The organism is Bacteroidetes Order II. bacterium (assembly GCA_016788705.1).
GTDB lineage: Bacteria > Bacteroidota > Rhodothermia > Rhodothermales > UBA2364 > UBA2364.
This window is the reverse complement of record JAEUSQ010000017.1, coordinates 50789-64377: the sequence shown is the minus strand read 5'-3', so window position 1 is coordinate 64377 and position 13589 is coordinate 50789. Positions and strand designations below refer to the sequence as shown.

General features: G+C 43.7%; 12 protein-coding genes. 9 read left to right on the top strand and 3 right to left on the bottom strand.

Annotated features, from left to right (window positions below; genetic code table 11):
* On the bottom strand, window positions 1-2184 hold a 2184-nt coding region (locus JNN12_03920; protein MBL7977463.1), incomplete at its 3' end, for a hypothetical protein.
* 314 nt (window positions 2185-2498) lie between these two features.
* Between JNN12_03920 and JNN12_03915 the strand changes: the two genes are divergently transcribed.
* The 7 genes from JNN12_03915 to JNN12_03885 all read left to right on the top strand — a co-directional run bounded on the left by JNN12_03915 (window position 2499) and on the right by JNN12_03885 (window position 9008).
* Window positions 2499-3230 carry a response regulator transcription factor gene (locus JNN12_03915; protein ID MBL7977462.1) on the top strand — a complete coding sequence of 244 codons (732 nt, stop codon included), beginning with the start codon at window positions 2499-2501 and terminating at the stop codon, window positions 3228-3230.
* Window positions 3231-3437: 207 nt separating this feature from the next.
* Window positions 3438-3701: a hypothetical protein gene (locus JNN12_03910; GenBank protein MBL7977461.1), complete on the top strand. Its 264-nt coding sequence runs from the start codon at window positions 3438-3440 to the stop codon at window positions 3699-3701.
* Window positions 3702-3785: 84 nt separating this feature from the next.
* Window positions 3786-4100: a hypothetical protein gene (locus JNN12_03905; protein MBL7977460.1), complete on the top strand. Its 315-nt coding sequence runs from the start codon at window positions 3786-3788 to the stop codon at window positions 4098-4100.
* A gap of 19 nt (window positions 4101-4119) precedes the next feature.
* Entirely contained in the window at window positions 4120-6318 is a 2199-nt protein-coding gene (locus JNN12_03900) for a TonB-dependent receptor plug domain-containing protein (GenBank protein ID MBL7977459.1), read from the top strand.
* Window positions 6305-7207, top strand: a complete 903-nt coding sequence (locus JNN12_03895; protein ID MBL7977458.1) for a DUF4249 family protein — start codon at window positions 6305-6307, stop codon at window positions 7205-7207. Before JNN12_03900 ends, JNN12_03895 begins: the two co-directional genes overlap by 14 nt.
* A gap of 11 nt (window positions 7208-7218) precedes the next feature.
* Entirely contained in the window at window positions 7219-8307 is a 1089-nt protein-coding gene (locus JNN12_03890) for a sensor histidine kinase (protein MBL7977457.1), read from the top strand.
* Window positions 8304-9008, top strand: a complete 705-nt coding sequence (locus tag JNN12_03885; protein ID MBL7977456.1) for a response regulator transcription factor — start codon at window positions 8304-8306, stop codon at window positions 9006-9008. The genes JNN12_03890 and JNN12_03885 overlap by 4 nt, the downstream gene beginning before the upstream one ends.
* 111 nt (window positions 9009-9119) lie before the next feature.
* On the opposite strand, the gene JNN12_03880 is transcribed toward JNN12_03885, so the two are convergent.
* On the bottom strand, window positions 9120-11066 hold the full coding sequence (locus tag JNN12_03880; GenBank protein MBL7977455.1) for a S9 family peptidase: 1947 nt from the start codon (window positions 11064-11066) through the stop codon (window positions 9120-9122).
* A 565-nt stretch (window positions 11067-11631) separates the two neighbouring features.
* On the opposite strand from JNN12_03880, the gene JNN12_03875 reads away from it, so the two are divergent.
* Together JNN12_03875 and JNN12_03870 are read left to right on the top strand one after the other, a co-directional pair.
* On the top strand, window positions 11632-12285 hold the full coding sequence (locus tag JNN12_03875; GenBank protein ID MBL7977454.1) for a RecX family transcriptional regulator: 654 nt from the start codon (window positions 11632-11634) through the stop codon (window positions 12283-12285).
* Window positions 12286-12316: 31 nt separating this feature from the next.
* Window positions 12317-12553 carry a hypothetical protein gene (locus JNN12_03870; protein ID MBL7977453.1) on the top strand — a complete coding sequence of 79 codons (237 nt, stop codon included), beginning with the start codon at window positions 12317-12319 and terminating at the stop codon, window positions 12551-12553.
* 9 nt (window positions 12554-12562) lie between these two features.
* Here the strand turns inward: JNN12_03870 and JNN12_03865 are convergent, their stop codons facing one another.
* Entirely contained in the window at window positions 12563-13558 is a 996-nt protein-coding gene (locus tag JNN12_03865) for an SDR family NAD(P)-dependent oxidoreductase (GenBank protein ID MBL7977452.1), read from the bottom strand.
* Between the last annotated feature and the right edge of the window lie 31 nt (window positions 13559-13589).

Genomic DNA, 13589 nt, shown 5'->3' with positions numbered 1-13589 from the left:
GAACCGCACCGTATAGGCCATATTCGGTTCCAATTGCGTGATGCCGTATCGGGTACTGGCTGTACTGGTTCCGGTGGCGCTCGAAAAGTAATAGTTCCCGTTGGCATCGGTGGTGGCGGTAGAAATCACCGTACCACTTTTCACCAGTTCCACCGTCACACCGGAAATGCCCGCCTCGCCAGCGTCTTGGATGCCGTCGTTATCGGTGTCTAACCATACACGGTTGCCGATCTCAATAGGGGACTCAGGAACGATCATTTCGAGATCTCCCAATCCATTGGCCTTACCAAAATCACCTATTGCATTTTGGTTATACAAGACATAGCCATTTGAACTGGCCCCATTGGTGGTGGACATGAGTTTGGTCCCGCCGGAAAAAATACTGGTAGTTGGGTTCATGTTGGTGAGCATAACTTGGGCTTGTCCAAACAAAACACCAATAGCGCCTTGGGAGGTCTCGGTATGGGTTGTGTTTTGGTTCTCTCCATTGAAAAACTCACCGTTACCAGGACCTTGGCCATTCGCTGTTCCACCGGATAATGATTGCCCATTGGACGTAAAACTTCCATTGCTTTCCATTGTGAAGGTATTCGTCGAGCAATTAATTCCGGCAATAATTAGATCTCCCGCTATTTGCGACGTTACTAAGTCGCTATATCCAGGATTACCCAAAAAACGATAATTCTGATGACCATATTGGTGGCCAAAGCGGTCGGTAAAGGCTAACATCATATCACCCCTATCGGTAAAGTCAAGGCCAGTAAGCATTGGTGAGGGACGTGCAATACCAAAAAAGTCATAGGCATTCTTAGACCATGGATACCAACGATCCTGCCCCGTATAGCTGGCCCCACTATTGGGTGTACCTCGGTTATAATTTAGTTGATGGGTAATGATTGGTGTGGATTGGAATGTCGCACTTGCCGTGGGGGTATCTAATTGAAATACATAAGCAAATAAATTACTGTTGCTATCGTCGGTTACGTTCTCGCCAGTGGCAACAGCGCCCACATAAAGTTTATCCCGATAAAATTTGAGTGCAAAGGGCCTCAATACACCATTGGTTACGGTTACACTGGGTAGCGCGTAGCTGGCAATGTCTGTGACATGTGTGGGGTTTTGTGGATCGTTTAAGGTCAGGCGATAGATTTTTCGGTCATACAAGTTGGCTGCAAAAAGAAAACGTCCGTCATCGCTGATGTCTAAATCACCCAACCCTACTTTACCCACTTGATCCATGGCTGCGGGATCGCGGCTGGGCTGGGTTTTATCTGCCAATAAACCCCGCTGGGCATTCGTTCCGACTACTCCCAAGCCAAGGGGTTGCCCAGTTAACGGGTCCGTTGATCCGAGATACGTGGCTTCGGCATTGGAGACAATATTGAACGAAGTGCCGGCTCCATATGCAGGGCAGCCAGAAGCGCATCGTGTGGGGGCAGCCGAAACCGTTGAAGGTGTGGACAATAATGCATTCGTGGGGCTATCGAAGTCAAAAAAGTTGGACGGGGTAAAAGAAGATGCTGTGGGAGAAAGGGCATAAATACCACCACTGCCCAAAACCCCTAATCCTACATGCCTTTTGATAAAGGCAGAAGTAAATATTTTTTCTGCCTGCTTGCTATAGGCTGTGCCCCAAGTGGCGCCCACGGTTGCCCCATTCAGGCGCTGTGCGGGGGTAGTGGTGCCCGTATTGTTGTAGGGAAAGCCGACAATCCAATCGTCACTCTGGGAAGTCCCACTAAGCAAGGGGTTACCGTTGGTGTGCACTGGAATCACAACGTTGGTATTTGCAGCCCCCGTATTGTAATTAGCGGGATTATATACCCCAAAGTTGACATTGGTGCTGTTCCCATTGACAAACTGAATGGATGTTCCGTAGGTGGTGCCACTCAGAGAAGCATAATCAACACCAGAGTTGACGCATCTTCCAGTGCTTGGCAATACAAACTCTACCCGAACCGCACCTGTGCCACATCCTGTTAAGGTGTAGTTGGGTGCAGTATTTCCAGACGTTGTGGCTGTACCACATGAAGTGCCAGAGGTGCCATAGGCCGTTACGGTTACGCCCGAGACCAACGGTTCATTGGTACCACGGGTTCCATTGCCGTCAAAGTCCCGGAAAACTGCTCCCGTCACCTGTCCATAAACCTGGCCTAAACCAATGAAAAAAAATAGAATAGGCAAGGTTGAAATCTGAAAAGGCGATCTAATTTGGACTTTGCGGACTCGACTGGGGGTAAGTAAATACATAATACATTGGGTATGGTTAAACATGTTGGTGATCATGTACAAACGGCATACCCTACTGTCACTCAAGGGGGCGATATTCAATGAAGTGGTGTTTTTATTAAACGAAGTGCATATTTGTCTTGGAAAAACAATTTAAAATTGAAAAATAATCCGTTTTAAAAAAGCAACCTAAAGTTGTCCAGAGAAACAAAATGTTTGAGTAGAGGTTTATTGAATCACCGCCATTTTTTTGATAAAAGTCTGCTTGTATGAACCGCCCTGTAACTTGCGCTGTCTTAGATGACGAAGCGCCTGCACGCCATTTGTTGTGTCAATACATTGCTATGCTTCCGCATCAATTAGAACTGATTGGTTCATTTGAAAACCCTGAAGCATTTCAAAAAGAACGTATTTTTAAGGAGGTTGAATTGCTCTTCTTAGATATTAGGATGCCCGGATATGATGGCTTTGAATTGTTAAATTTTATGCATAAACGGCCACAAGTGATTGTCATAACGGCCTATGATGAATATGCTCTGAAAGGCTATACGTTTAATTTGGTAGATTATATCCTTAAGCCAGCATCTTTTGAAAGATTTGCACAAGCGGTAAATAAAGCCGTTGAAATGATACAGTGGCAAAGTAATATTAATAATGAAGTAATGATAGAAAATGATTTTTTTTGGCTAAGGAGTGATAGAAAGCTACATAAAATATACTTGAATGACATTGAATATATTGAGTCGTCAAAGGAATTCTTAATCGTACATTTAACTAAGAGTAAGTTGATTATTCGTTTATCATTTAATCAGTTGTTTAAGTTACTTCCTGAAAATAGATTTATACAGATTCATAAGTCTTACGCGATTTCAATAGAAAAGATCAAATCCTTTAGTAAGACGGAAGTAGTAATCTCCAAAAAGACCCTACCCGTTGGGCAAAAGTTCAGAACGCGCTTTCTAGAACAGCTAAAAATAGAACCCGAAGGGCAACTTTCTTAAAATGGGTATTGTTTCTTAAAATGGGTATTGCCGAAAATTCTGGTTCTCGTTGCACTTTTTCCTTTCTTCGTTGCAAAAAAAGACCTACTGATTGAAAGCCTTCTTTCGGGGGTAATCTCTTGGCCTCAGGTAGGTATCATAGGAGGCAAATACAGGAGATAGCCGAAAATCCGCAAGAGTAGGCACGATTAATAACCAATTAGAAACATGAAAAACAATACCCACAACCTTCAAGAGTTTGCCATTTCCGATGAACAAGCCCACGATGTAAAAGGTGGTCTTTTGGTTCAGTTTACTGGAAAAGGGGTGCAGTTGGACTGGAATCAAACTGGTAGTTTGCAATTTGGCATTGGGGATGCCATCCGGTTTTCTATTCAAGATATCCGCAATTTCCGGAATACGCTGAACTCAACCGGACTCTTTGGAACCAATAGCATCTTCAAAAACTTGTTCTCACTGTTCAAAAAATAAGCATTTTACATGGTTAATCTGCACGGTGTGACAGCCCTTTGTCCCCTAAGGATAGAGGGCTTTAGTATCTCAAACAACAAAGTCATGAAAATTAACTCTTTTCAGCAAAATGCCCTTACCGAAATAGAAGCGAGCGAGATCAAGGGTGGCATTCACTTTCAACTAGACCGGAAAGGCATTCACTTAAACCTAAGTGACCCTTCAAAATTTACCTACCGCGTGAAGCCCCCTATTGGGTTTTTTATCCGAAACTGGGGTGCGCTTAGACCACATGTGAAAGCCATTAGCGGGGTCATGTTGAAGGAGTTGTTCCCAAATCCCTTTAAACTGTTTCGTTCGTATAAAGGCGAAATCAATTTAGGATCGGTATTGGGCAACTTATTCAATCCAACTTCCTGATATTTAACCCTCTCCTGAAATGAAATCTTTTCGGTTCACGGTGCTTTTTCTTTGGGGTTCCTCAATAACCCTTTTAGCACAAAATGTACATGGCGTGGTCTTAGACGGTGAAACTGGCCAGAGCATCCCCTTCGCGAATATAAGTCTAACATCTGGTCGGTTCATTACACAAGCCGACTCTTTAGGGCGATTTTTCTTTGCAGGTACACCCACGCAGATTGTGTGCAGCTTTCCTGGTTTTGAACCTACGATTCTGAAGGTGTCGGATACCGAAAAAAGCCTTCGTTGTGCATTAAGAAGTACCATTTGGTCGGTGGACATTACAGGGGAAAAGCATAAATTCGCCCCTCCTTTATCTACAAATTCTCTTCAGGTGAGCGACCTGGCGGGTGCGCCCACTGTTTTGGAGGCGGATATCTTCCGATCACTGCGTATGATACCCGGTGTCAAGCAATCGTCCGACTTCTCGAGTGGTCTCTACATCCGGGGTGGAAGCCCAGACCAAACACTCATCCTCTTAGATGGAGCAACGGTGTTTAATCCCAGTCATTTTTTTGGATTTTTTTCCGCTTTCAATCCCGAAGCCATTTCAACCGTGACGCTGCATAAAGGTGGTGCTCCTGCCTCTCTGGGGGGACGCATGGGAAGCGTCTTATCCTTAGAGAGTAAAGAGGGCGGAAAACCCGAAACCTCGGTTTCTTTGGGGCTGCTCAGTTTCAAAGGAAGTACGACAGGAAAATATAACCGTTTGCATTGGATGCTTGGCGGGAGGGTCTCTACCCTCAATCCGGTTTTAAACCTGTTGAACGATTCTAACACTGATATACCGGAAAAACTGGGCTTTAGAGACCTGAATTTGCGCTTAAAAATAGCCATTGGTCGCAAAACCTCGGTACACGTCACGCATTTTTCCAGCGAAGATGCCTTGAAAATGTCACTGCTAAATGGCTTAGGGTTGGATCTTTGGTACAAAAATGCACTTCAGGTGGCCGAAGCCCGGACTGTATATCAAAAAGGGAAACTGATTCGCCTCCGACTTACGCAATCGAGGTATCATGGCAAGCCAGTGGGTACATTGGGAGATACGGGTGCAAAGCGGGATAGTCGCGTACACGAAACAGGGGCAGAACTCAGTTGGATGTGGGAGCAGCCAAATGCCGCTTGGGAAGCAGGTCTTAAAACAACCCAAACCGATATGATTTGGCAAGATTGGTTTGCCGGAATATATGTTGAACTGCCGAATCACTCTGGAAGACAACTCTTGGGATACCTCCAACGAAACAGAAATTTTCCACATGGCTTCGGGGTGCAATGGGGAATCCGAACAACCCGAACAGCCGATGGCCATTTCTATCCAGAACCACGTGTGGTCATCCAAAAAGCACAAGGAGCATGGCAGCACGAAGTGGCGTATAACCGTTCTCACCAATGGCTCTCCTTGGTGTCGAATGAGGCATTCTCTGGCTTTGATGCTTGGTTGTTACTTCCCGAAGATAAATCTCCCTCTACCACCCAACAATTTTCCATCGGCACCAAATACCGACCCGACAAACAGGTGGAGATTCAGTTCGATGCTTATTATCGAAAGATGTCTCGGATATTTACCTTAGATCCGTTCTTGGCCGATTTAGGCAATAAACCCTATGCCGAATTATTGGTTTGGGGCGAAGGAAAAGCCAGAGGTTTGGAGATTCAGATACGCGCCAAAACCAATGAACGACTACAATGGAATGCGACTTATGTCTTAAGCCAAACGACTCGTCGGTTTGATGCCCTGAATAACGGTAGGTACTTTCAACCACGGTATAACCGATTACATGACCTTACCCTAAATGCTGCTTTTGACCTGAATAAGAAATGGCAAATTGGAACCTTCTTTACCTGGGCCAGCGGCCAGCCCTATACCCGACCAACGGGTTATGCCCAATTGCCCAATCCGTTTGGGACTACCTTTAATAATATCGGTGGGACTGTCTGGTTTTCTCCTGCGCTTAACAATAGCACCCTACCAGCTTATCATCGGTTAGACTTTAATGTCTCCAAAAGCAGCCTATCGAGGTGGGGGTTTTTAAAAAAATGGACCTGTAGTTTGTTTAATGTGTACAACCACCGAAATGTATGGTATTACACTTATAATATCCAAAAAACGGAACCCGGAAGAGTAGCTGTCCGTCAACTTCCTTTTATTCCTAACCTGTCGTTCCATGCGATTTTTTGATTTCATTTTTCGTTGGTGTTTGACCCTAACCATCGCAGTCCTTTCGGGATGTGATTCCGCTGCTCCATCTGAAACACGCCTGCCCCTTGTTGAAGCCTATCTTCAGGCAGAAGCGCCTTTCCCGCCTGTATCCGTGAGGGAGACCTTGTTTGTACACGAGGCCGTTTTTCCCGATACATATGTTCCTCCCAAAGCCCAAGTCAAGATCCACTTGATAGATAAAAACGGTCAGATTGAGGAAACCATTTTTTATGCCCTGTCATCCGAGGTGTCGGGTTCGTATCTTCCCACAAGCAGCCTTAAGACCGTACTACCAAATAGACAGTACCGCATTGAAGTAACGCTATTGGAACAAAACAAAATGATCACAGGAGAAACCGTCGTGCCGGATGTTTTGAGATTGGTTAATACAAATGGGAAAACGTTTCGGTACGAACAATCGCCTTCCTATCAAGCCACTATTAGCCCATGTAAAAAAGAACACGAGGCCAAGTGCCATTATATTTTTTCGGCAGAAAGTTTAGATGCGCAAGAGGATAGGGTTGTTCCCTTTTGGAAGCCCGGAAACAACCCCTTCAATCTGGATGAAACACCACATGTCTATTCTTCTCCGCTCTTTAATGAAGACAATTATGAGAAAGATATCACTGGTAACATTGTCATTAACATGCTATGGATTTCTATTACCCATTTTGGTAGAACAAGGGTCAATCTACACAACATAGATCAAAACATGGTGGATTTTTATCGCTCGCAATCCCAACAGCAGCAGCAATTTGGGCGTTTTGGGCCAGGAGAAATGCCCAATGCTATTACGCATCTGGCGGGTGGTGTAGGGATATTTGGAAGTTATAGCACCCTGACCAATGTCATTGAAGTTCATCCATAATAAATCAGATTATGAATCTTAAAAAAAGATTAATAAATCTTTTGTTTGAAAAAGATTGTATGGCATTATGGGGGAAAATAATATTCCCTAAAGATAATAATTTTGTTTTGTTGAAAAATGTAATAATTTCTACAACATGTATGCTTGTGGTTATTACAATTATAGATTATAGTTTATTAAATATTTCTATTTATGCAGTTATTTTATTGTCATTTGTGACATACACAATTGCTATTTTAGCAGGAGTTGTTAATAGTCTAGTATTGTTTTCTAAATATTATTATAAACATAAGTCATTAATATTGTATGTTCTTGGGGTAATTATTCTATTATGTGTTTCACTGTCTTTATTAGTTAGTATAAATAGTTATATTGCAAAAAAATTTTCATTAGATATTGTTGATTATTTTTATTCTAATCGTTATATCTTGTTAAGATTTATTACAATATTGATTACTGTTTTGATAACTTTTTTTTATGATATGATGGCAGTTTTTATCAATAAAGTGCTTGTATCAAATGAACAGAATATACAATCATTGTCTTTGTTAAGAACACAATTAAATCCACATTTCTTCTTTAATGCTCTAAACAATATATATTCGTTCTCTTTTGTTGGAGATTCTCGTGCACCTCAATTAATTCTTCAACTATCTGATTTAATGCGTTATATATTATATGAATCGAATACTAGTTTGATAACTTTGGAAAAAGATATTGATTTTCTGAAAAAATTTTGTGCATTGCAGCTTGTTAAATATGATTATTCAAATTTTGATTTTACTGTAAATACAACTTCAGCAGGTTTGATGGTTCCACCATTGCTTATACTACCGCTCATCGAAAATATGTTTATACACGGGACGGCTGGTGTTAAGAGCCCTTTTTTTAAAATAGAGATAAAAGAACAGAATGGACAAGTTGAGGTAACAACTGAAAATTTTATAGGGCGATCAAAGAGTACCAATTCTTCAGGAGTAGGCCTGGATAATTTACGAAAACGACTTGAATTGTTATTCCCAGGTAGATATGTTCTCTCGTTAGATAATAACAATAACGCCTTGTTTCATGCAAAACTTTCATTCTCTATAAATATATGAATGCAACTTGTGTCATCATTGAAGATGAATTCCCTGCTACACAACTTTTGATTAAATATATTGAAATAACGCAAGGTTTAACCTTGCTATCTATGTTCTCAAATGCCGATTTAGCATTGACATATTTGCAAAAGAATCAACCAGATATCGTGTTTCTGGATATTAATCTTCCTGAAATGAGTGGCTTAGATTTGTATAGAAATTTAAATATAAAACCTTACACAATTTTAACAACTGCATATAACCAATTTGCGATAGAGGGGTTTGATTTAGGGGTTGTTGATTATTTGTTGAAACCCTTTAGCTACGACCGTTTCTTGATGGCTATAACTAGAGCAAAGGAACGTATGGGTAATAAGGTCAATGGACGTGTACCAGTAGAAGATGATTTGTTTTGGGTAAAATCTGGTTATAAAACTGTTAAGATTAAATATAATGATATTCTTTACATAGAGGGTTTAAGGGAATATGTAATGTATCACCTTGAAAATGGAGAACAAGTTATTTCCTTAAACGCCCTGAAATCCCTTGAAGAATTATTAGCAGAAAGACATTTCATTCGAATTCATAAATCATATTTGGTTAATGTAAAGAAGATATCTATGGTTGAAAAAAAAATGTTAAAAATTGGTATGAAAAGCCTGCCGGTAGGGAGTACATATCGCGATAACTTAACAAAAGTTATTAGGGATAATAAATAACTTTTTAAAATGCTTTTTTAAAATGAAGTTAAATTGCGGAAACAGTTATAAAAAAGCGAAATCTACATAAGTAGATTTCGCTTTTACAGCTTATTTAATTATTATATTTATTCATTCATTTGTTAAATACTGTCGAATAAACTGGATGGTGGAATAGAACTGAAAGTCCACATTGTTCTTTTTTCGGAAGCCATGTCCTTCATCTTTGGCTTCGAGGTACCAAACGGGGCTATTATTTTTGCGGACGGTTTGTACCATTTGTGTCGCTTCGGTGCGTGGCACGCGTGGGTCGTTTCCACCTTGTACCACAAAAAGCGGCTTGGTGATTTTTCCGGCGTTGTTCAGCGGGGCCATTTCCTCGAAAAACGCGGCAATGGCAGGGTCTCGTTCATCGCCATACTCGGCGCGTCGGAGGTCTCGGCGGTAGCTTTCGGTGTTTTGGAGGAAGGTTCTGAAGTGCGAAATCCCCACCACATCGAGCGCACAACGGATTCGGTCGTTATAATCTACGGCAACAGCGAGCGTCATATATCCGCCATAACTTCCGCCTGTCACCATAACACGGTCTTTGTCTAAGTCCGGCTGAGTGGCGATCCAATCCAAAAGCGCCCCAATGTCTTTCACCGAGTCTTTCCGTTTTAGTCCATTATCCAGTTGGACAAAGTTCTTGCCATAACCTGTTGATCCTCTTACGTTTGGATAAATAATGGTGATGCCCATTTCATTCAGGAAATAATTATTCCTCCCTAAAAATGAAGGAAAAGATTGGCCTTCCGGCCCGCCATGAATATTGATAATTACGGGTCGTTTTCCGGTAAAGCGGGCGGATGGTTTGTAATAAAAACCGGAAATTTCTAAGCCGTCAAAACTTTTCCATTTGATCAGGGACGGCTCGGAAAGATCGGTAGCCACCAGGCCACCCAGCTCACTTTCGGTCCAGCGTGTGAGCTTGCTGGTTGTGGTATTCAAGGAATAGACATCCGAGGTAGAGCGTGCAGAATTCAGGCTTATGGCCAAATCGGTATTGTTTCGATGCCAACTCAAGCCGCCAATAATGCCCACAGGAATACCAGTAATGGGTTTGTAGGAACGGTTTGCGGTTTGCAGAAGGTAAAGCTTAAAAACCCCCGCTTCGTTGGTTACAAAAGCCAGCTTTTTGCCATCGTGCGAGAGATCGAACCCTGATACATCCCATTTTAATCCTTTGGTGAGATACGTTATTTCTTTGGTGGTCAAGTCCATATATGCCAGACGCTGAAAGTCGTAATCCTTGTCGGTAGTCAGAAAAACCCCTTTTCCATCTTTACTAAAAGCCACTCCGCCATACGAAATGCCCTTTTCCGAACGTGGTGTGAGTTCGCGTTTTTGCCCAGTAGCCACATCCACCAACCATAAATGGCTTTCATTGACCGAGATATACTCACTCAGTAATAAGGATTTGCCGTCCGGACTCCAATCGGCCACGCCCCACCCACCACCGGTAACTTCCAAAATCCGTTTGTCGGAGGCCGGATTCATCGGATCCATCATATATACATCGCGGTCGCCCCCATTCCGACGGGTGGAACCATACACAATTTTGTCTCCCGTCGGACTCCACACCATGCCGCCGTTTTGCGACCTTCCACCGTCTGTGAGCATCGTCACCCGACCATCGGCGACATCGTAGCGATAAATTTGTCCAAATTCATTCCCGCCGACATCTTTGGTGAAAAGAAAATACTTTCCCGTTTTGGGTTCATAGCTTGCACCCCCCACGGGTTCATCAAAAAACGTGATTTGTGTCCGTGCCCCTAAAGGCGTAGCAATGCGGTGCAATTGGTTGGTATTGCCAAATCGGGTACTGATCAGCATTTCCTTTTTAGTGGGATGCCAAGCCGAAAATCCGGCAGAGCGGCTTTCGGTATAACGCCGAACTTCGGTGGCGAGCGAGGCAGGGATTTCGGGAACACCTTCTACAATAAGGTTGTCTCCAGGACGTATGATGCTTGAAGGTTGTGCCTGTAAGAAAGACGCAACCCAAAACAAACTCCAAAGCAGTAATATTCTGGATTTCATTGATTTAGGATTTGGGTGAAAAGAAGTTTGAAAAATACATATTCTTTGTCGGGAAAAACAGGTCGTACACGCATTGGGGCGACAATAATGCCGTTTTTCGTATCGAAGTTTGTTTAACCATAAGAACTTATTTGGTTTTTATAGCTCCTAAGTCATTGAGCGTGTTTAGGAGGTGTGCTCTTTGGTGATCTATGTTGTAGATTTGGTGCGCTAAACGAGGCTGTTTGCATGGAACGGATGCAAAATGAATTGCTCAATACAGAATGTGTTTTTGAACCATTTTATTCCATCCATAGATTTTTCTCGGATATTGTGGGGAACAGTCCCTGCTCGGAGGCGATGGGAAAAATGGGTAGCGTAGGGCTTATATTTCAGCTGCTTGATGCAGTTGAAATACTATTGCTGTGTTAGTTGTATAGTGCCTTATGCACGGGGTGTTTGTACCTATCCAAGAACGTACATAGCCGCAAAAAGGAGCATTGAAGCTATACGTCGGAAGTAAAATGGCTTATCTTATGGAGGTCTATTACCCCTTGAACGAGAAAACGCTCATACAAACGGTCCTATGCCTGGAGAAATCACCCGCTTGGTTTTGCAAAAGAAGAATACAGAACGTGTTTCGGTGTTTATTGAGGGTGAATTTGCATTAGGTCTTTACAAAGAGACCGTATTGAAACATGGGCTACGGAAAGGAAAAGTGCTTTCTGGTGCAGAAATAGCACAGTTACAGGATGAAGATGGTTTTTTGGCGGCCCGCGCATATGCCTTCCGATTGTTAAACATGCGGGCACAAACCACTGCTGGCTTACGAAAAAAAATCTTGGGAAAAGGGTTTCCGGAAGACGCCGCAAATCAGATTGTTGCTCAGTTGGAGGAACGGGGGTTTCTCAATGACGCCACTTATGCCCAACAATTTGTGACAGAGAGAAGCCGCCTCAAAAAGCATGGCGCAGCCCGAATCCGGATGGACTTACTGAAAAAAGGGGTTCGTCGGGAGGTGATTGAAGAGGCCCTTCAAAAAATGCTCCAACCAGACGAGTCGCTGGAGGCCGCGTGCGCATTGGCGCGCAAGCAGTGGAAAAAAACGATGCGCGAACCCGATAAGCAAAAACGTCGTAAACGCTTGTTTGATTTTTTGATCCGCCGTGGGTACGATGCCCATATTGCGGGAAAAATTCTCCGAGAAGGGCCTCCGGAAGACGAAGAACCAAACATATAGCATACAAACCAAACACGTAGTCGGCAAACCTGTGAACGATAATCCATATCAGCCCCTTGCTTGTGGGCTATACGATCAATTAGAACATTTGGCAGTGCGGGGTAAGAGCGTAGATCTGGTTTTCCTCGAAAACGAATCGCCTGTAGTCCTTCATGCCTGCATCACCGACCTGTTCTCGGAGGCCGAGGCCGAGTACTTAGGTACCGATACCGGAGAGGTAATTCGGCTGGATGCCTTGTACATGGTGGACGCAATACCCTTTCGATGAAAGGGGTCACTAAGGTTTTGGTGGCCAATTTTCGGCGAGAAAGGCAGCGGTTTCGGCAAAAGGCCGTGCAAGATACCCCAAGGCGGTTTCTGCTTTCTGGGTGCTGTATCGGTATGTGCCAATAGAGGCGCGGGCACTTTCGCGTGTGAGTAAGGGCTGTGTGCCTGTTAGGGTTCCAATGGTCTCGGTGATGGTGGCGGCAATCAGAGAAAGGGTAGGGTGAAGCCTACGTGTGGGGGCTTTAACGCCAAAAGCTGTTGCTAGGTGGGCCACAATTTCGTTCCACATCAGGTTTTCGCCGCCCAAGAAATAGCGCTCGCCAGTTTTGCCGTGTTGACGGGCCAAAAGGTGTCCGGCAGCCACGTCACGTACATCCACCACATTCGTTGCACCCCAAGGAACAGCGGGCAATTTGCCACTTTTAACCTGATGCACAATTTTCATGGTTCCCTCGCCTAGGCGCCCAATCCCAAAAATAAGGGCTGGATTTACGATAACAGCGTCCAAGCCTTCGGCAATTCCCCGATAGACCTCCAATTCTGCGTCGTATTTAGAAAGGGCATATCGGGTGTTAAGCTTGGAAGGCATCCATAGCAGGTCTTCCGTTATTTCCTCGCTTTGATTAGCCGGGCGGCCAAAAGCCGCCATGCTGGATGTAAGTACCAAACGTTTTACCCGCTGGTCGAGGGCACTATTAACCACATTGGCGGTTCCTAGCACATTCACCTCACGGAGTTTTTCGGCATCTTTTTGCCCTCCAAAACTCACAAAAGCGGCTGCATGATACACAGTTTGGATGTCCTTCAAGGCATCCCGCACCGAGAGTGGATCAGTAACGTCTCCGGTTGCAATCTCAAATTGCCCAGCAACCTCGTTCAAGAGATCAAATTTAGCAGATTTACGTGCCAAAACCCGGACCGATTGCCCTTGTGCGAGTAATTGGCGTACCAATTCTGAGCCAAGAAAACCCGTCGCACCGGTCACCAAGACTTTTTCTGCACCCATTTTTAAAAGTGTTTCATTAAAAGAGGCGATC

What these genes read in the sequence shown, in the direction of transcription:
- JNN12_03915 (MBL7977462.1), top strand. Translation starts at nt 2,499, where the DNA reads ATGAACCGCCCTGTAACTTGCGCTGTCTTAGATGACGAAGCGCCTGCA.
- JNN12_03910 (MBL7977461.1), top strand. Translation starts at nt 3,438, where the DNA reads ATGAAAAACAATACCCACAACCTTCAAGAGTTTGCCATTTCCGATGAA.
- JNN12_03905 (MBL7977460.1), top strand. Translation starts at nt 3,786, where the DNA reads ATGAAAATTAACTCTTTTCAGCAAAATGCCCTTACCGAAATAGAAGCG.
- JNN12_03900 (MBL7977459.1), top strand. Translation starts at nt 4,120, where the DNA reads ATGAAATCTTTTCGGTTCACGGTGCTTTTTCTTTGGGGTTCCTCAATA.
- JNN12_03895 (MBL7977458.1), top strand. Translation starts at nt 6,305, where the DNA reads ATGCGATTTTTTGATTTCATTTTTCGTTGGTGTTTGACCCTAACCATC.
- JNN12_03890 (MBL7977457.1), top strand. Translation starts at nt 7,219, where the DNA reads ATGAATCTTAAAAAAAGATTAATAAATCTTTTGTTTGAAAAAGATTGT.
- JNN12_03885 (MBL7977456.1), top strand. Translation starts at nt 8,304, where the DNA reads ATGAATGCAACTTGTGTCATCATTGAAGATGAATTCCCTGCTACACAA.
- JNN12_03880 (MBL7977455.1), bottom strand. Translation starts at nt 11,066, where the DNA reads ATGAAATCCAGAATATTACTGCTTTGGAGTTTGTTTTGGGTTGCGTCT.
- JNN12_03875 (MBL7977454.1), top strand. Translation starts at nt 11,632, where the DNA reads ATGCCTGGAGAAATCACCCGCTTGGTTTTGCAAAAGAAGAATACAGAA.
- JNN12_03865 (MBL7977452.1), bottom strand. Translation starts at nt 13,558, where the DNA reads ATGGGTGCAGAAAAAGTCTTGGTGACCGGTGCGACGGGTTTTCTTGGC.